Genomic DNA, 18,659 nt, shown 5'->3' with positions numbered 1-18,659 from the left:
AATATCGGTTATTCTAATAAATCGAACTGCACCTACATCTTTTGCTTTATCTGTATAACCGTAAGTAAAAGTTGCAAGTTCCCCAAGTGTTTTCCATACGCACTCACTTGTCCCCCCCCCGAGGACACCAAAGTCTAACAGTTTATCTCGATAGAACTCATACTGCTTCTGGCGTGCTGTAAGCTCCGCTGTAAGCTCCGCTGTAAGCTCCGTGAAATTGTCCAGAATACGGACAATTTCATTTTGTACCTCCAGAGGAGGTACAGGTACACGGATTGCTTTTATCGCAGGTACGCTTGAATGAACAACCTTACTTTTAACCTTGCCAGCACTCTTTTGCCGTCTTGCATTTTCAGTTGCAAGTGCATAACTCAAATACTTCGGATTTTCATTATGCTTTAGGACAACAATATCTCCACCAGCTAAACAATCATCATTTCCTACATATGCACATGATTTTGCAATATCTTCTACACTCTCGCCTGTAATAGCAAAAAGAATATCTCCATAACCGAAATGTTTAGGGGACTGAACATACTCAATCTGTGTGTGCGAAACACAGGAGTCAAACCAAATCCCGTAAGTCGTATAGATTTCACCGTAACGAACACATGGTATTCCCTCTTCGGTCACTTGGTCACGTTTTATTCCCGAACCACGAAAAACGTCTGTCGCTATTTCCCCCAGAGTTTTGTACTCCACCCCATCCGGGCAAAGCTCCCGAATCAATTCGTCCAGTCTGCTCATACGTCCACCTCAATTTCTGAGATGATCTTATCAATCTCCGCACGAAGCACCTGCTCACGAGCCACAATCTCCTTGATCTCCGCATTGAGCTTTACAATGTCGATCTTCTCACGGGTGTCCTCAGCCTCTATATAGGTGGATACGGACAGGTTATAGTCATTCTCGACGATTTCCGCATACTCCGCCAGATGTGCGAAATGCTTGACGTCCTCACGCTTTGCAAATACGTCAACAATGCGGTCAATGTTTTCCGGCGTCAGCTTGTTATTGTTCGTAACCTTAACACACTCGCTCGTCGCGTCGATGAACAGCGTCTTGTTGTCGGTCTTGTTCTTCTTCATCACCATAATGCAGGTTGCGATAGAAGTACCGAAAAACAGATTGCTCGGCAGCTGAATGATGCAGTCCACATAGTTGTTATCGACCAGATACTTGCGGATTTTCTGTTCTGCGCCGCCGCGGTACATAATGCCCGGGAAGCAAACGATCGCCGCCGTACCGTTGGATGCCAGCCACGACAGGCTGTGCATGATGAACGCCATGTCCGCCTTGCTCTTGGGCGCAAGCACGCCTGCCGGTGAAAACCGCGGATCGCCAATCAATACCGCATCATCATCGCCTACCCATTTAATAGAGTATGGTGGATTAGAAACAATCAGCTCGAACGGCTCATCATCCTCATGCTGCGGATAGCGTAACGTATCTTCACATTTAATATCAAATTTGTCAAAACCCACATCATGCAGGAACATATTAATGCGACACAGGTTGTAAGTCGTGATGTTGATTTCCTGACCATAGAAGCCGTTGCGGATTGCATCCTTGCCGAGCACCTTTTCCGCTTTCAGCAGCAGCGAACCCGAACCGCACGCCGGATCGTAAACCTTGTTGATCTCCGTCTTGCCGACCGTGCCGAGCCGTGTGAGCAGTTCGGATACTTCCGCCGGAGTGAAAAACTCACCGCCGGACTTGCCTGCATTGGAGGCATACATGGTCATCAGATACTCATACGCATCGCCGAATGCGTCAATGGAGTGATCCTTGACATCGCCCAGCTTCATTTCGCCAACGCCATTCAGAAGCTTCACGAGCTTCTCATTGCGCTTAGCGACCGTCGAACCCAGCTTGTTGCTGTTGACGTCGTAATCATCGAACAGACCGGCAAAGTCGCTCTCGGCCTCGCTGCCCTGTGCAGACTCCTCGATATGGCGGAACACACGCTCGAGCGTTTCGTTCAGGTTCTCGTCATTCGCGGCATTTGCGCGAACATTGCAAAACAGCTCGCTCGGCAGAATAAAGAAACCTTTTTCCTCTACCAATCCCTCGCGTGCTTCCTCTGCTTCTTCATCTGGCATCTTGGCAAAATCGAAATCATCGTTGCCAGCCTCAGCCTCACCGTCATTTATGTAATTGCACAGGTTTTCCGAGATATAGCGGTAAAACATTGTACCGAGAACATAATTCTTAAAATCCCAGCCGTCTACCGCACCGCGCAGCTCATCCGCAATCGCCCATATCGCACGATGCAGTTCTTCTCGCTCCTGTTCCTTTTTGGTGTCAACCATTCTTCACCCTCCGTTGCTCTGCTGTTCGTTATATGCAAATTGTACCATAATACCGCACCTTTTTCAAACCTCAGTCAAAAAAGAAGATCAGCATGATGCTGACCTTTTCACATTCCTGCAAGACAAAAGACCCCTGCCTGCAAAATACAGACAGAGGTCTTATACACATCTGACGCTTTTTCACTGATAATTATCGTAAGTTTATGGTAAGTTTGCCGTTTGACCTGCAAAAACCTCAGTGTTTACGCCGTTTTTCGGTACTGCTTAGTACATACCACCCATATCCGGTGCAGCCGGAGCAGCCGGAACCGGCTCCTTCTTATCAGCAACCAGGCTCTCGGTGGTCAGAACCATCGAAGCAACGGATGCTGCATTCTGCAGTGCGGAACGGTTTACCTTGGTCGGGTCAACGATGCCGTTTGCGATCATGTCGCCGTAGGTCTCGGTTGCAGCGTCAAAGCCGTAGCCAACCTTGTCAGCGTGCTTAACCTTATCAACAACGATAGCGCCCTCGATGCCTGCATTGGCAGCGATCTGCTTCATCGGTGCTTCCAGACCGCGTGCAACAATCTGCATACCGGTCTTCTCGTCGCCGGTTGCCTCGGCAGCCAGAGCCTCAACCGCTGCGATAGCGTTTACATAAGCTACGCCGCCGCCTGCTACAATGCCTTCCTCAACAGCTGCGCGGGTTGCGTTCAGTGCATCCTCGATGCGGAGCTTCTGCTCCTTCATCTCGGTCTCGGTTGCAGCGCCAACCTTGATAACTGCTACGCCGCCGGCCAGCTTAGCCAGACGCTCCTGCAGCTTCTCACGGTCGAAGTCAGAGGTGGTGCGCTCGATCGCGCCGCGGATCTCAGCAACGCGGTTTGCGATAGCCTGCTTGTCGCCTGCACCGTCAACAATGGTGGTATTCTCCTTGGTTACCTTGATCTGACGGGCAGAACCCAGCATATCCATGGTAGCGTCCTTGAGCTCGATACCAACCTCCTCGGAGATTACGGTACCGCCGGTCAGGATTGCGATGTCGCGCAGCATATCCTTGCGGCGATCGCCAAATCCCGGAGCCTTAACAGCTACGCAAGTGAAGGTGCCGCGCAGACGGTTTACGATCAGGGTGGACAGAGCCTCGCCCTCAACGTCCTCAGCGATGAGCAGCAGCTTCTTGCCAGCCTTAACAACCTGCTCGAGGATCGGCAGCAGCTCCTGAATGTTGGACAGCTTCTTATCGGTGATCAGCACCAGAGCGTCATCCAGATTTGCTTCCATCTTCTCGGTGTCGGTGCACATATACGGGGTGATATAACCGCGGTCGAACTGCATGCCCTCAACAACCTCAGAGTAGGTCTCAGCGGTCTTGGACTCCTCAACGGTGATAACGCCGTCGGTGGAAACCTTCTCCATAGCCTCTGCGATCAGGGTGCCGATCTCGCCGGAGCTGGAGGAGATAGCGCCTACACGAGCGATGTCGCCCGTGCCGTCAACCTTCTTGGAGTTCTCAGCAATCGCTGCAACAGCAGCCTTGACTGCCTTGGAGATACCGCGGCGCATTACCATCGGGTTTGCACCTGCAGCTACGTTCTTCAGACCCTCGCGAACGAAAGCCTGTGCCAGAACGGTAGCGGTGGTGGTGCCGTCGCCTGCGATGTCGTTGGTCTTGGTGGCAACTTCCTTAACGAGCTGTGCGCCCATGTTCTCGAAAGCGTCGTCCAGCTCGATCTCCTTGGCGATAGTAACACCGTCGTTGGTGATCAGCGGACCGCCGTACTTCTTATCCAGTACAACGTTGCGGCCCTTCGGACCGATGGTTACCTTAACGGTATCAGCGAGCTGATCAATACCGCGCTGCAGAGCCTTGCGCGCGTCCTCGCCGTAAATAAGCTGCTTAGCCATGATGAATTACCTCCTGAAAATTACTCTACGATTGCCAGAATGTCGCTCTGACGAACGATGATATACTTCTCGCCGTCCAGCTTAACCTCGGTGCCGGTGTACTTGCCGGTGATGACCTTCTGGCCCTTCTGAACTTCCATCTTGATTTCCTTGCCGTCTACAACACCGCCCGGGCCTACTTCGATGATTTCAGCAACCTGGGGCTTCTCCTGTGCGGATGCGGTAAGAATAATGCCGCTTGCGGTGGTCTCCTCCGCCTCGACCATCTTGATAACTACGCGGTCGCAAAGGGGCTTGAGCTTCATAATGGATTCCTCCTATGAAAAATAAGATTTTACAATGTTGGGGGTTAGCACTCAAATTACCCGAGTGCTAACTTCGAGTATTATCTTACACCAAGGAGCCGCAATATGCAAGGGGGTAATCCGGAATTTTCACAAAAATTTTCTGAACAAATTATGAACAGTGCCCTGTACTGCTCAGTGTTTTGCCGGTCGTTTAGCAGACGGACGGTCGGAGTGCTTATTTACCGGCTTATCCTGTGCAGATGGGTCTTTAAAATACATATGCAGCTCGCACTTGATCATGCCGTTATACAGCTTGCGGCGCTTATCCGCCTTGCGGCCGTAGCAACGCTCGAACAACGGGTCCGAGCTGAGCAGATACTGCTTCATCGGGCTGTTTTTTGTCGCTCTGCCGAGGTCGGCGTACAGCTTTTCCGCCTGCTGCAAGTCCAGCAGACGCTCACCATACGGCGGATTGGCAAACAGTACGCCTGCACCGCTGTAATCGCGCTTTACTGCGTCCGCGCGCTCGAAAAACACCGTGTTGGCTACACCGGCCTTGCGCGCGTTCTCGATGGACAGCTGAACGCAGTCCGGGTCGATGTCGCTGCCGACGATATCGAATTTTGCGTCCGGCTGGGCAAAGTCGAGCGCACTCTCGCGCGCCTGCTGCCAGACCGACTTGTCAAAGCAGCTCCACTTTTCCGCGTCAAAGCGGCGCAGCAGACCGGGGGCACGGCGCTGCGCGATCATGGCCGCCTCAATCGCGATCGTGCCCGAGCCGCAGAACGGGTCGAGGAACGGATCGCGCCCGCGCCAGCGCGCCAGCTTGACCATAGCCGCCGCCAGTGTCTCACGAAGCGGCGCCGCATTGCTGTTGGCGCGGTAGCCGCGCTTGTGCAGACCGGCACCCGAGGTATCGAGGTACAGCTCAGCCACATCGTGCATGATGGCGAACTGAATCTGATACTTTTCACCAATCTCATCAAACCAGGTCTGACCGTACTTCGCGCCCAGACGCGATACGACTGCCTTTTTGATGATCTTCTGGCAGTCCGGAATCGAGTGCAGCGCGGAGTCCAGACTGTGACCCTTGACCGGAAATGCGCCGTCCGCCGGAATGAACTGCTCCCACGGGAGTGCTTTTACGCCCTCGAACAGCTGGTCGAACGTTTTGGCTTTGAATGTGCCGATGCGGATGAGCACACGCTCGGCGCACCGCAGGTTCAGGTTCGCCCATGCAAGCGTGTTTTCGTCACCGGTGAACAGCACGCGGCCGTTTTCCGCATGCACGTCAGTCAGCCTGCCGCCGAAGCGCAGCTCATCTGCGACGATGCCCTCCAGCCCGAATAAAGTCGGGCAGCATAATGTAAGTTCCATCGTGTTTCCTCCAAAAAGGCTCCCGCCGTCATAGCAGGAGCCGAAAGTCCTTTTTAACCTTTATATTGTATCGGTTTTTAAGGATTTTGTCAAGATTTGCGACGAGATAACACGGTTTTCTGAATGCCGCTATCCGAAGCGTTATCGCTTGAGAAGCGAACAGGCTCTTGCCTGCCCTGCACAGGCACAAGAGGGAGACACCAAGGTTGCCCGTAGGCCACTAAACCTTTTTCCGCGCTGTGTGCGGATTAAAGCAGTGTTCGATTTGTGCAGGTAAAGCCAGCGCATTCATGTAAGCAAACAGATAGAATCGGCAATGGGTAAAGAGGGCGTTGTCCATTGCAAATTTCAAACAGGAGTGTTTCTATGAACACAGTGGGTATTGATGTTCCAAGCAGAAAGAGCACAGCTGCAGCGCTTCGTTCTTTGGGCGAGATTGTTCAGCTGCCGTTGGATGTTGTCTGCAACGCGGGAGGATTGGCTTCTCTCGCCGAGCACTTGAAGGCACTTGACAGCGAAACCCGCGTTGTGTTGGAACACGCATCGTAGTTCGTGAACGCATCGTCATCCGGCGATTCCGGCCAACTCCACTGCTCGATCGGCTCATTGATATGCACGTCAAAGAACTTTGTTTCCGGTTCGCCGCACTCGCAGTTCGTTTCAAAGAAGCAATCCGGCATGAACTCTGTTCCGTGCCAGCCTTTACCTTCTCCAGTTTCGGCATCATACTGCGTAAAGTACCAGCCGCTGCCCTCTGCTTCTCCTTCTTTCTGCTCAAAACGAACATATGGGAGATAGATCATTTTTTCATTTTTCACACCTTTTTCCTCCTTATTTGAGGCCTATTTTTACTGCGGACAAATAAAAAAGTGCCGGTAATGAGGATTTCATTACCGACACTTTCGACAATGCGGGAATAATACCGTCTGAACAATAAAGCCTTTCTCAGCGCTTTACGGGCCGGCATTTGCTATGCTATACTGTTTACAGTGATTAGTGTCGCAGAAGCCCGTGAGGCCTGTGACCTGAAAGGAAGGCTCTTTAGGGTCTTCCTTTTTTTATCAAGGACTACCCCGATTTACAGGAGTTATCGCCTATGCCCAGCAATATACCATCAAAGTCCGATGAAAACGGCGCAGCCGAATTCATCAAACACCAGAAACTATGTGACTTGGATTACTATTCCTTCTTTTCGCACGAGGAACTGGAATCCAAGCACGCCGACATTCTGCATTTATACGAGGCCCTTAAGAAAGACACCCGCGTTTGGATTGTCTTATCGTTCGTTCTGATTCCGGTTAGTGCGTTTATCTTGTGGGACTTCTATCTGCTGCTTGCCAATCCCGCCTATGCCTTTTACGCATCAAAAAATATGAACATCGCAGAGATTATAGCTCTTCTCATACATATCGGAGCCCTTCTGCTGCACGCAGCATTCATCGCATTTTCCGTTTCTGACGGTTTCTATCTCGGCTTTCTTCGCCGGCAGAAAGAGACGGTCGAAGAGCTGCTTACCATCAACGAAGCCAAATAAAGGTTCTTCTCTATGCATTTATGTACAGCTTCGTGAATCTCAGCAAAGGTCATATCTGCCCTTGCTTATTTCCCAGCATTGAGGCCGCTATTGCTGACCTTGACGACCGGCAGAAACGCGGCTTAATTCTGGAATACAACGTTATTGCTTAAAATCAAAAGATCCCCCCTGCTCATTTTGAGCAGAGGTTTTCTTTTGCCGCAAGCCGCCCATCGCCTGCGGATCCGATTCTTCATTTCTTTATCATTTTTCGGAACACATACATTCCCTTGCCGATTCCTTTCCTTTGGGCAAAGAAAAAAGCACCAGCAATGAGAAAAGTCATTACTGGCACTTTTAACGTGTCATTTATTGATTTTTTACCGTTACGGTATCACTGCTCACGCATCTTTGCGAAGCACTCGCTGCAATATACCGGGCGGTCAGATTTCGGCTCGAACGGAACGCGAGCCTCGCCGCCGCAAGCAGCACAGGTAGCGGTGAAGAACTCACGCGGACCGCGTGCAGCATTCTTGCGCGCATCGCGGCAGGACTTGCAGCGCTGCGGCTCGTTCTGGAAACCGCGCTCTGCGTAAAACTCCTGCTCGCCAGCGGTGAACACGAACTCCTTACCGCATTCCTTGCATACTAAAGTCTTGTCTTCGTACATGGTTTTTACCTCTCTTTGATACTGTTCCCTCGGGAAACTTGAAATATATGCGTACAGACACTGCGCCTGCTATCGCCTAAATAGGTTTAATGGCTGCCGATTTTCGCTTGATGCGCTGGACGGCATTATCCACAGATTTGATTGGTTTGTGCAGCGCTTCGGACATCTCTTCATACGATAAGCCGTCCAAAAACAACGTCAAAACCTGTGCCTCAAATTCAGACAAAAGCGAGTAGAGCTTCTTTTTCCGCTCTTCCCTCTCCTCATTGCCGATAACAAGCGATTCAGGATCACCATTCGGTGCAGTTACCCGGGTACGCGATTCCGCAAGGTCTTCAAACAGAGGTCGATCGATTGACATAGACTGATTGAGCGGGTCGTGCTTGAGCGACGCTGCCGCCTTCACTGCGGAATAAATCTTCCGCGTGATGCACAACCGTGCAAACGCTCCAAAGGGTGCGCCCTTGCTCTCGTCGTACTCCCGGACGGCATTCAGCAGCCCGAGCATGCCCTCCTGCATCAGATCCTCTGCATCGGCGCCTGCCAGAAAGTAGGGCCGTGCACAGGTCTTGACCAGACGGGTATAACGACGAATCAGATTCTCCATCGCGGGTCCGTCTCCCTGCCGTGCCAGACGGCACAGCTTTTCATCCGGAATCCCGTTCGATGGCTGTATTTGATAATCATTTCTCATGTCAATAGCTATTATACGCGGTAGAATTGGAAATGTCAAGAAACGATTGTCATCTTTACCGATATCACACAAAAACGCGCTTCTATTTTTGTGCAATTATGACAATATTGTTGACGTTTTACTCTACAGTTACCGACTTTGCCAGGTTGCGCGGCTTATCGACATCACAGTTGCGCTCCACTGCGATATAGTATGCCAAAAGCTGCATCGGAATAATCGAGAGCGAAGCGGAAAATTCATACAGGCACTTCGGCAGGCGCACGATGTGCTGGCAGACCGATTCGTCGCCCGTAAAATCGTCCGTGGTGACGAGCACGACGCTTGCGCCGCGCGCTACAACCTCGCGGATATTGGAGACCGTCTTCTCAAACAGTGCCGGCTGCGTTGCCAGAGCAACAACCAGAGTACCCTCCTCGATCAGCGAAATCGTGCCGTGTTTCAGCTCACCGGCAGCGTACGCCTCCGAATGAATGTAGGAAATTTCCTTCAGCTTGAGCGAAGCCTCGAGCGCGGCGGCATAGTCCAGTCCGCGTCCAAGGAAGAACACGCTCGAGCGGTTTGCATACAGCGTAGCGATACGCTGCATATCCGACTGGCACCCCAGTGTCTGCTCAATACATTCCGGCAGACGCTGCAGCTCAGCGCACAGCGCACGCTCGTCACCGATGGAAATCAGGCCGCGCACACGCGCGATCTTAACCGAGATGAGGTACAGAGCGGACAGCTGTGCGGAATATGCCTTGGTTGTCGCAACCGAAATCTCCGGGCCGGCCCAGGTATACAGCACACCGTCTGCTTCGCGCGCAATCGTCGAGGAAACGACGTTTACGATCGCAATCGTGAACGCGCCTGCCTGCTTGGCCAGACGCATGGCAGCCAGCGTGTCCGCCGTCTCGCCGGACTGGCTGATAACGATGCACATATCCTTTTTGCCGATGATCGGGTTCTCATAACGGAACTCACTGGCAACCTCTGCCGTACAGCGAATACGGCACATTGCCTCAATCACGCGCTTGCCGACCATGCCTGCGTGCAGTGCAGAGCCGCAGCCGATGATATGAATATGCTCGATCTCGCGCAGACGCTCATCGGTCAGACCGTTGTCCTCGAACGCAACCGCGTCGTTTTTGATGCGCGGCTTAACCGTATCGGCAACTGCCTTGGGCTGCTCCATGATCTCCTTGAGCATAAAGTGCTGGTATCCGCCCTTTTCCGCTGCGGACATATCCCACGTTACGGTCATGATTTCCTTCTCTACCGTATCGCCGAACTCGTTCATGACAACTACGCTGTCCGGGCGAACGATTGCAACCTCGTTATCATCCAGAATAATGTAACGCTTGGTGCGATTGATAATAGCGGTAATATCGGATGCGATCATGTTCTCGCCCTCACCGATACCGATAACCAGCGGGTTGCCGCGGCGTGCAGCAACGATCTCCTGCGTGTTATCCATCGAGACTACGCCCAGTGCGTAAGAGCCGCGCAGACGCTGTACGGCCTGCAGAACGGTCTTTGCCAGATCCTCCTGCTTGCCGGTGTGCAGATAGTCCACGAGGTGCGCGACAGTCTCCGTATCGGTCTCGGACTTAAACTCATAGCCGTGTGCCTCCAGACGCTCACGCAGCTCCTTGTAGTTCTCGATAATGCCGTTGTGCACAACTGCTACCTTGCCCTTGCCGCCCAGATGCGGATGCGAGTTGCGGTCGGACGGCTCGCCGTGCGTTGCCCAGCGGGTGTGGCCGATACCGCAGGTGCAGTACATGTCGCCGCCTTCCTCCTTGATCTTCTCCTCAAGGTTTGCAATGCGGCCGCGCGCCTTGACAACGCGCAGACCGTCCTTCGTGAAGGCAGCCACACCGGCAGAGTCATAGCCACGGTATTCCAGGCTGTACAGACCCTTGATGAGAATCGGAAGCGCATTCTCGCGTCCGGTGAATCCAACGATTCCACACATAAAATAATACTCCTTTGCAACGGTAAATATAACATATCTTCCGCAACATTTCAGTATGAGCCTTAGGCAACACGGAACAATGAAAGCTGCGGCTTCTTGCACGAACTCCGGTCGCGCTGCCGCGCCGCTTTGTGAAGATTTTACGTCCTGACTGCGTTGCGATTTTACGATAATACATCAAGCATTACCGCCAAACACGCCTTGTTGGTCCGTAAAACTCTCTCACAAATCGCTCTTGTTTAATTATTCCGTATTGCCTTACCTCAATATATGCGGTGAATTTCTAATTTTGGGTATAAAAATAGTGCGTTACGCATAACTGCTCTGTCGATACGGTCGCCCGTATGTTTTAACAGCCTGCTGACGATCAACCCACTTGTGACCGAAGGGCACCCGCCGAATACTTTCGATTAACCCTTTCCTCGTCAACTGCGATACCGGCTGCACCGCAGTCCTGGCGCTTAGCATATTATGGAATTGTGCGCAAATGCTCCCACCTCCCTGTTCAGAATGAAGAAAGTGGGTGTGCAAACCACACCCACTCCTGTTGGCTCTTTTACATTATACAACAGACTCGATGACTTTGGCAACCTTTTTTGCCAAAGTATCTACCTGCTCACTGTTCGTGCCCTCTACCATGACGCGCACAAGCGCCTCCGTGCCGGACGGACGAACCAGGATTCGGCCGTTATTGCCCAGCTCCGCAGAAGCCGCATCGATAGCCGCCTTGACCTCGGGCAGCTGCTGCAGGGTAGCCTTTTTATCGTTCGGCACCTTGACGTTGATCATCAACTGCGGCCACGGCTCAACCTCAGCTGCGATCTCCGAGCACTTCTTGCCGCTCGCCTTGAGGATAGACATAAACTGCAGTGCAGTCAGCTCACCATCACCGGTGGACGCATACTCAAGGAAAATAACGTGTCCGGACTGCTCGCCGCCCAGAATGTAGCCCTTCTTGAGCATCATTTCGAGCACATAGCGGTCACCTACATTGGAGCACTCGATCTTCATGCCGTTCTTATCGGCGTAGGCGTGCAGACCCATGTTGGACAGAATGGTGGCAACAAATGCACCGCCGCGCAGCTTGCCTTCCTTCTTCATGTGCGCCGCGCAGACTGCCATAATGCGGTCGCCGTCCAGCTCTTCGCCGGTCTCGTCTACGATCAGGCAGCGGTCCGCATCGCCGTCAAAGGCAACGCCAAGATCAAAATTGCCTGAGCGGACACGCTCCTTCAGCTGACCGAGATGGGTGGAGCCGCAGTTATCGTTGATATTGATGCCATCCGGCTCATAGAAGCGGATTTCCGCCTTGCACTCGACCAGACGCATGAGGCGCTCCACCGTCGTGGAGGAGGAGCCGTTTGCACAGTCCACCGCCACGCGCAGGCCGGACAGGTCGCCCTTGATGGTATCTGCAAGATGGTCGGTGTACTCGACTACCGGGTCGATCTCGCTTTTGAGTACACGGCCGATCTTCTCGTGGGTCATCTTCGGAATAGACTCGAAATCGTCGATCAGGTCCTCAATCCTTGCCTCGGTTTCGTCCGGCAGCTTGTAGCCGTTGCCTGCAAAAATCTTGATGCCGTTGTACTCAAAGGAGTTGTGGCTTGCGGAAATGACAATACCCGCATCTGCCTTGTGCTTGATGGTGAGGAAAGCGACCGCCGGCGTCGGGATAACGCCGAGCAGCTCTACATCCGCGCCAACCGAGCAGATGCCCGCGACCAGCGCGTTCTCCAGCATATCCGAGGATACACGAGTGTCCTTGCCGATCAGCAGCTTCGCCTTGCGGCCGTGTGCAGACTCCTGCGTGAGTGCATATGCCGCTGCCGCGCCGATCTTGAATGCCAGCAGTGCATCAAGTTCCGAGTTCGCTACACCGCGAACGCCGTCTGTTCCAAAATATCTACCCAAATGAAACACCTAACTTTCTTGTATGATAAAGGCGGGAAAACGATTGAATTACAGCATTTGCTGTCCGTCCGCCGGTTCCAGATTCAAATGACGGTAAGCCTGCAGCGTCACGCAGCGTCCGCGCGGCGTGCGGCTGAGAAAGCCGATCTGCATGAGATACGGCTCATAAACATCTTCCAAGGTGATCGCTTCTTCGCCGATGGTCGCGGCCAGCGTGTCCAGTCCGACCGGACCGCCGCCGTAGTTCTGGATAATGCTTTTGAGCATTCTGCGGTCTACGTTATCCAGACCTAACTCATCAATCTCGAGTGCACGAAGCGCAATATCGGCACTTTTTCTGTCAATCGTACCGGTGCCGATTACCTGTGCAAAGTCTCGCACACGGCGCAGAAGCCGGTTGGCGATTCGCGGCGTACCGCGGCTGCGGCGTGCAATCTCGAATGCACCCTCGTGCTCGCACGGTACATTAAGAATGCCTGCCGAGCGTTCAACAATACCGCACAGCTCCTCCGGCGAATACAGTTCCAGACGGAGCATGACGCCGAAGCGGTCACGCAGCGGACTGGTCATCTGACCGGCACGCGTAGTCGCACCGATGAGCGTAAATTTCGGCAGGTCGATACGGATCGAGCGCGCCGAAGGCCCCTTGCCGATGATGATATCGAGTGCATAGTCCTCCATCGCAGGATAGAGAATCTCCTCTACCGCACGGTCGAGACGATGGATCTCGTCAATAAACAAAATATCATTCTCTGAGAGATTTGTCAATAAAGCCGCCAAATCTCCCGCTTTTTCGATCGCCGGACCGCTCGTAACACGGATATTCACGCCCATTTCTGCGGCAATGATGCCCGCGAGTGTGGTCTTGCCCAGACCCGGCGGGCCGTACAGCAGCGTATGGTCGAGCGATTCACCGCGCATTTTCGCGGCCTGTATGTAAATACTCAGGTTTTCCTTAGCTTTTTTCTGACCGATATAGTCCGCCATGGATTTCGGACGGAGCGAATTCTCGGTCTCGTCCTCGCTGAGCTGGCGGGTGGAGATGATGCGTTCATCATCCGTCATGCCGCCGGAAAATTCAATACTCAAAGGTACACTCTCCTACTTGATCAGGCTTTTATCGTCCAAAATCAGGACTTGACCAGCTTTTTCAAGCACTGGCGGATGATCTCGTCCGCCTCCATGCCGGCAGCATCCAGACCCTCCATCGCGTGCAGCGCCTCTGCCTGCGTATAGCCGAGCACCATAAGCGCCGCGACCGCCTCCTGCGTGTGGTTGACACCGCCGGAAACGGCGGCTGCCGCCACCGGAGACGCTGCAGATGCGGTCTCGAGCTGCTCCTTGCTCATCTTGTCGCGCAGCTCGAGTACAATGCGCTGTGCGATCTTCTTGCCGATGCCCGGCGCCTGCATGAGCATTTTTTCATCGCCGGTGATGATGCTGAGCGCCAGTCTGTCCGGCGGTGCGACCGACAGGATGGACAGCGCCGCCTTCGGGCCAACACCGTTAACGCTGGTCAGCATCAGGAAGCAGGATTTCTCCTCCTCGTCGATAAATCCGTACAGTTCAAACACGCCCTCCCGGACATTGAGCCAGGTCAGCAGACGCGCTTTTTCGCCGGTTTTCAGCTTGCCGATGGTGTTCTGCGAAGCGTGACAGGCATAGCCTACACCGCTGCAGTCGATCACTGCAAGACCCTGCTGGAGCACGGAAACCGTGCCGTCTACATAATAAAACATCTATTTCAACCTCATAATAAGCCTTCATAGCGCATGGCCTGCCGGGAATGCCCGTGGCAGATGGCAAGCGCGAGCGCATCCGCTGCGTCATCCGGACGCGGCAGCTTGGTGAGATGGAGAATGCTTTTTGTCATTTCCATCACCTGTTTTTTCTCCGCGCCGCCATAGCCGACAACGGACAGCTTCACCTGATTTGGTGTATAGGATACCGGATGCAGTCCCTTCTGGGCCAGAGCCAGCAGAATTACACCGCGCGCCTGCGCAACCTGAATGCCGGTTGTGACGTTTTTCGAGAAGAAAAGCTCCTCGATTGCCACCTCGTCCGGGTGAAATGTGTCCACCAGCGTACAGATATCATCGTAAATCTCACATAAGCGCAGGTGCATTGGTATTCCGGGAGCGGTTTTTGCCGCACCGTACTGCACCGGCGTAAATTTCATATTATCGAACCGCACCACGCCATAGCCAATCGTGCCGTAGCCCGGGTCGATGCCAAGAATCGTTATCATTTCTTTATAACCTCAAAATTATACCACGTTCGCACACATTGTGCAATAAATTTTAGTGGCAGGTTAATGGAAAATTGAGAATGGATAACCGAGAACCGCGGTTACGCGCAAAGCGCATTATTGAATTGCCGCCCTGTGGGCGGACACATTCATTCTCCATTTCCCATTCTCAAGTCTTCTTCCGTTGGCATAACCGCGCCCTTATGCTGCACGGTATACGCCGAACATTCGGACGAAAATGTCAGATAATCCGCAAGTTTCTCCTGCGGGATGTCAGCGAGCGTTTCCGCTGTCACACCGTCGCGGGTAAGCTGATACAGGAACGACCCGACGAATGAATCGCCCGCTCCGGTGGTATCCGCGACCGCCACCGGCAGCGCTTCGGTCTCGGCGCTCGCGTTCGGCGTGTAGACTGCCGCGCCGTCTGCTCCGCGTGTCACAAGCAGCAACCTGCAGCCCTGCGAAAACAGAAGTTCTGCCGCTTTCCTCTCGGTTTTGCAGCCGGTGCAGAATTCAACTTCATCATCCGATAGCTTCACGAGGTCTGCACACGGCAGAAATTCACGAATTGCTGCCTGACAGCTTTCCGGGCTGTCCCATAGTGGCAGGCGCACGTTCGGGTCGAACGAGAGGAACGCGCCTGCGTCCTTTGCCAGCCGGATGGCCTTGCGATGTGCCTGCTTGACAGGTGCATCCACCAGATCGACCGAGCAGAAGTGCAGCACGGCACAGTCCGCGAAAATATCCGGCGTGATCTGTGCTTCATCGAGAAACAGGTCTGCCGAGGGATTGCGGTAGAAGGCAAATTCGCGGTTGCCGTTCTTATCAAGCGAAACAAACGCCAGCGCGGTATTCGCCCGTCCGGTGCGGAACACCGTTGAGATGTTCACGCCGTTTGTGTGCAGCGTTTTGAGAATGTGCGTACCGAATGCGTCCTCTCCCACCTGCGAAATCATCTGCGCTCTGCCGCCGAGACGCGCCACTGCGGTTGCCACATTGGCCGGCGCACCGCCCGCGACACGCTCAAACTGCACGACCTCATCAAGTGCACAGCCGCGCTGCTGCGGCACGAAATCAATAAGCAGTTCGCCGATTGCCACTACTTTTTTCATCGTTCATCCCCCAGAATATGTCGGTAAATCGCCTGTGCGACACCGTTTTCCGCATTACTTCCGGTGATAACGTCCGCTGCTTCGCGGATGCACGGCTCGCTGTTTGCCATGGCAACCCCCAGACCGGCCATCTGCAGCATGGTCAGATCGTTTTCGCTGTCACCGATGGCGATGACGTTGGCCAGTGTGCAGCCAAGGTGATGTGCCAGCCATTCCAGTCCGCGTCCCTTGTGCACACCCACGCGGTTGACCTCGACATTGCGCAGCTCTCCGCCGTACATGACGGACGGTGCCAGCTCGAAAATGCCGTATTTATCGAGTGCTGCTGTCAACGGCGCAATCGCATTCGGGTCATCGTGATAAAGAATCGCCTTGGTGAACGGGCGCGACTCGCGCGCGATCACCTCGCGCCACGCATTCCCGTCCTCGACAAAATGATAGCCCTCGTCGGCTTCGTCCATGACAACCCGTCCGCGCCGCTGCAGATTCTCGAGAAAATGCCGGAAGGCATGTCCGTAGTACAAATCCTGTGTGGTATACAGGCATGGGTCGGTGTCAATGGCGGCGCACTCGTCCAGGATAATGTCCACCATTTCTGTGCTCAGGCCGTCGAAAAACGCCGGTTCCCTGTCGTCCGGATGCTGCACTGCCGCACCGTTTGCGGTGACGAGCCAGTCCGGTGCGGCTTCCAGCTGTTCGCTGAAGCGGCGCACCTCGCGCACGTTGCGTCCGGTACACAGCACGATCTGCACGCCCGCCTGCTGCGCCATGCGTACCGCGCGGGCGTTCTCCGGCGTGATGCGGCTCTGCGCATCCAGCAGCGTTCCATCTAAATCCAATGCCAGAATTTTGTATTGATTCGTCATATTCATACTCGTTTCCTGTTCTCATTCGCGCAGCATGGCACGCCGCGCACGATAATCGGGTAAATAGCGCTCCACCAGCGCCCAGAACTGCGGTCCATGGTTTTTATGTGCAATGTGCGCCAGTTCATGCACCACCACATAGTCGATAGCGGATCCAGGATAGTCCATCAACCGCCATGAGAAGCAAATACTGTTTTTGCCGCTGCACGAGCCGAACCGTGTTCTCGCTGAGGTGATCTTCAGTCCGGCCGGGTACAGGTTCATCAGTTTTGCGTAATGCTGCACCTTGGGCGGCAGCTCTATTTTCGCTCGGCGGATAAGCTCAGCCTGCTTGGTCGCATCCGGCTCCGGATGTGCCGCACGGCGGGACTGCTGATCGGCAAGTACGCGGGCTATCCAATCCGCATGCTCCGCGACAAACCGTTCAATACGGTATTTTGCCAGCCGCAGCGGCGCACGAACGATCACACGCCCCTCGCGCGTCACCTGCACGGCAAGCGTCTTGCGTTTGGAGCGAACCAGTTCGTACTCGATCATATTACTGTCCCTTGCGCTCCAGATTGCGGTTGTAGAAGAACACCGCGACCGAAATGCCGCAGATCAGCAGATAGCCGAGGACGCTCCAGCCGTCCGGCAGCTGACCGAACAGGAAAAAGCCGAGGACAGCCGAGAAGATGACCTGCGTGTAGTCGAACACCGAAATCTCCTTGGCCGGTGCGTTGGCGTATGCGAGCGTTACGCCGAACTGTCCGAGCGCGGCTGACGCACCTGCGCCGATCAGACAGAAGAACTGTCCCCATGTCATTGGGTGGTAGTCCGTGATCATAAACGGTACGCATACCAGTGTGGAGAACATCGAGAAGAAGAACACGATGCGGGCGCTCTTTTCACCTTTCCGGCTGAGTGCGCGCACACAGGTGTAGGCCGCGCCTGCACCCATGCCACCCAGCAGGCCGATAATTGCCGGGAAGGTTGCCGAGGAAAAACCCGGCTTGATAATCAGCATACTGCTGCCGAATGCCGCAAGCACCGCCGCGTACTGAAATACGCTGGCCCGCTCCTTCAGCAGAATGAGCGAAAAGATGATAGCGAAAAACGGCGACATTTTATTAAGAATGTTTGCATCTGCCAGTACAAGATGGTCAATAGCGTAGTAATTGCAGAAAATGCCGAGTGTGCCGCAGGTTGCGCGTATGATGAGCAGTGGCAGGTTGCCCTTTTCCCACTTAAAACCAACCTTTTCGCGGCACAGCACCACGGCGGCCACTGCCACCGCGACCAGATTGCGGAAAAAGGTTTTCTGCGTGAACGGCAGATCCCCCGCCAGACGTATGAATGCCGCCATCATCGCAAAACCGAACGCGGACATAATGATAAAACCGATTGCCTTACTTTTTTTAGAAAGCACTGAAGTCTTCCTCCTTTTTGTTGTGAATTTTCTGACTGCTTCTATTGTAACACACAAACTGTTCCGCGTGGCAGAGAAATCGTCTGTTTTTCGCGTTTTGAATTTTTTCAAGAAAATTTGAAAAAAGGTGTTGACATTTAGCGTTCACATGGATATAATAATTCTTGTCGCTGACAGTGAGGCGACTCGATGAGAACAGAATGCGAGTGTGCTGGAACTGGTAGACAGGCACGTTTGAGGGGCGTGTGTCGATCGACGTACGGGTTCAAGTCCCGTCACTCGCACCACCTTCTTTCAACAACAAAATATGCGGATGTGGCGGAATGGCAGACGCGCTAGCTTCAGGTGCTAGTGTTCGCAAGGACGTGGGGGTTCAAGTCCCCCCATCCGCACCAAGTTAAAGAGCTTCAA

At 53.6% G+C, this 18,659-nt stretch carries 18 protein-coding genes and 2 tRNA genes; 3 read left to right on the top strand and 17 right to left on the bottom strand.

From position 1 onward, the window contains the following. From ACWVX6_RS09715 to ACWVX6_RS09690, 6 genes are all read right to left on the bottom strand, one after another. Nucleotides 1–747: restriction endonuclease subunit S (locus ACWVX6_RS09715; protein ID WP_455153022.1), on the bottom strand; the 747-nt coding region annotated here is incomplete at its 3' end. Continuing rightward, nucleotides 744–2,312: a type I restriction-modification system subunit M gene (locus tag ACWVX6_RS09710; protein WP_455153021.1), complete on the bottom strand. Its 1,569-nt coding sequence runs from the start codon at nucleotides 2,310–2,312 to the stop codon at nucleotides 744–746. The genes ACWVX6_RS09715 and ACWVX6_RS09710, both read right to left, overlap by 4 nt. A 264-nt stretch (nucleotides 2,313–2,576) precedes the next feature. Beyond that, a complete protein-coding gene (gene groL / locus ACWVX6_RS09705; RefSeq protein ID WP_455153020.1) occupies nucleotides 2,577–4,202 on the bottom strand; it encodes a chaperonin GroEL in 1,626 nt (541 codons plus the stop codon). A gap of 20 nt (nucleotides 4,203–4,222) precedes the next feature. After that, entirely contained in the window at nucleotides 4,223–4,507 is a 285-nt protein-coding gene (locus ACWVX6_RS09700; RefSeq protein WP_110436870.1) for a co-chaperone GroES, read from the bottom strand. 174 nt (nucleotides 4,508–4,681) lie between these two features. Beyond that, nucleotides 4,682–5,866 carry a THUMP domain-containing class I SAM-dependent RNA methyltransferase gene (locus ACWVX6_RS09695; RefSeq protein ID WP_455153019.1) on the bottom strand — a complete coding sequence of 395 codons (1,185 nt, stop codon included), beginning with the start codon at nucleotides 5,864–5,866 and terminating at the stop codon, nucleotides 4,682–4,684. 440 nt (nucleotides 5,867–6,306) lie between these two features. After that, on the bottom strand, nucleotides 6,307–6,684 hold the full coding sequence (locus ACWVX6_RS09690; RefSeq protein WP_455153018.1) for a hypothetical protein: 378 nt from the start codon (nucleotides 6,682–6,684) through the stop codon (nucleotides 6,307–6,309). A 278-nt stretch (nucleotides 6,685–6,962) separates the two neighbouring features. Between ACWVX6_RS09690 and ACWVX6_RS09685 the strand changes: the two genes are divergently transcribed. Further along, entirely contained in the window at nucleotides 6,963–7,400 is a 438-nt protein-coding gene (locus ACWVX6_RS09685) for a hypothetical protein (protein WP_455153017.1), read from the top strand. 373 nt (nucleotides 7,401–7,773) lie between these two features. Here the strand turns inward: ACWVX6_RS09685 and ACWVX6_RS09680 are convergent, their stop codons facing one another. The 11 genes from ACWVX6_RS09680 to ACWVX6_RS09630 all read right to left on the bottom strand — a co-directional run bounded on the left by ACWVX6_RS09680 (nucleotide 7,774) and on the right by ACWVX6_RS09630 (nucleotide 18,248). Then, nucleotides 7,774–8,049 (bottom strand): zinc-ribbon domain containing protein, encoded by a 276-nt coding sequence (locus ACWVX6_RS09680; protein ID WP_117490422.1) that lies wholly within the window; start codon nucleotides 8,047–8,049, stop codon nucleotides 7,774–7,776. A gap of 76 nt (nucleotides 8,050–8,125) precedes the next feature. Next, nucleotides 8,126–8,656: a sigma-70 family RNA polymerase sigma factor gene (locus tag ACWVX6_RS09675; RefSeq protein ID WP_227601148.1), complete on the bottom strand. Its 531-nt coding sequence runs from the start codon at nucleotides 8,654–8,656 to the stop codon at nucleotides 8,126–8,128. A 205-nt stretch (nucleotides 8,657–8,861) separates the two neighbouring features. After that, on the bottom strand, nucleotides 8,862–10,700 hold the full coding sequence (gene glmS / locus ACWVX6_RS09670; protein ID WP_188885518.1) for a glutamine--fructose-6-phosphate transaminase (isomerizing): 1,839 nt from the start codon (nucleotides 10,698–10,700) through the stop codon (nucleotides 8,862–8,864). 561 nt (nucleotides 10,701–11,261) lie between these two features. Next, nucleotides 11,262–12,614, bottom strand: coding sequence for a phosphoglucosamine mutase (glmM, locus tag ACWVX6_RS09665; protein ID WP_110436909.1), 1,353 nt, complete (start codon nucleotides 12,612–12,614; stop codon nucleotides 11,262–11,264). A 48-nt stretch (nucleotides 12,615–12,662) separates the two neighbouring features. After that, nucleotides 12,663–13,703, bottom strand: coding sequence for a Holliday junction branch migration DNA helicase RuvB (gene ruvB, locus ACWVX6_RS09660; RefSeq protein ID WP_181967744.1), 1,041 nt, complete (start codon nucleotides 13,701–13,703; stop codon nucleotides 12,663–12,665). Nucleotides 13,704–13,744: 41 nt separating this feature from the next. Continuing rightward, nucleotides 13,745–14,353, bottom strand: a complete 609-nt coding sequence (gene ruvA, locus ACWVX6_RS09655; RefSeq protein ID WP_188885520.1) for a Holliday junction branch migration protein RuvA — start codon at nucleotides 14,351–14,353, stop codon at nucleotides 13,745–13,747. An 11-nt stretch (nucleotides 14,354–14,364) separates the two neighbouring features. Next, nucleotides 14,365–14,862: a crossover junction endodeoxyribonuclease RuvC gene (gene ruvC, locus ACWVX6_RS09650; protein WP_337764176.1), complete on the bottom strand. Its 498-nt coding sequence runs from the start codon at nucleotides 14,860–14,862 to the stop codon at nucleotides 14,365–14,367. 149 nt (nucleotides 14,863–15,011) lie between these two features. Then, nucleotides 15,012–15,974, bottom strand: coding sequence for a carbohydrate kinase family protein (locus ACWVX6_RS09645; protein WP_455153016.1), 963 nt, complete (start codon nucleotides 15,972–15,974; stop codon nucleotides 15,012–15,014). Then, complete coding sequence (locus tag ACWVX6_RS09640; RefSeq protein WP_455153015.1) at nucleotides 15,971–16,840, bottom strand: Cof-type HAD-IIB family hydrolase; 870 nt, start codon at nucleotides 16,838–16,840, stop codon at nucleotides 15,971–15,973. Before ACWVX6_RS09640 ends, ACWVX6_RS09645 begins: the two co-directional genes overlap by 4 nt. Nucleotides 16,841–16,861: 21 nt before the next feature. Next, a complete protein-coding gene (locus ACWVX6_RS09635) occupies nucleotides 16,862–17,377 on the bottom strand; it encodes a M48 family metallopeptidase (RefSeq protein ID WP_118760663.1) in 516 nt (171 codons plus the stop codon). Nucleotide 17,378: 1 nt separating this feature from the next. Continuing rightward, nucleotides 17,379–18,248: a DMT family transporter gene (locus ACWVX6_RS09630; RefSeq protein WP_256372134.1), complete on the bottom strand. Its 870-nt coding sequence runs from the start codon at nucleotides 18,246–18,248 to the stop codon at nucleotides 17,379–17,381. 202 nt (nucleotides 18,249–18,450) lie between these two features. On the opposite strand from ACWVX6_RS09630, the gene ACWVX6_RS09625 reads away from it, so the two are divergent. Both ACWVX6_RS09625 and ACWVX6_RS09620 read left to right on the top strand, forming a co-directional pair. After that, nucleotides 18,451–18,535: transfer RNA gene (locus ACWVX6_RS09625), tRNA-Leu, on the top strand. 22 nt (nucleotides 18,536–18,557) lie between these two features. Further along, nucleotides 18,558–18,643: transfer RNA gene (locus ACWVX6_RS09620), tRNA-Leu, on the top strand. Nucleotides 18,644–18,659 lie beyond the last annotated feature (16 nt).

The sequence above is a fragment of the Butyricicoccus sp. genome, from assembly GCF_977037065.1.
This window is presented reverse-complemented; position numbering and strand designations above follow the sequence as displayed.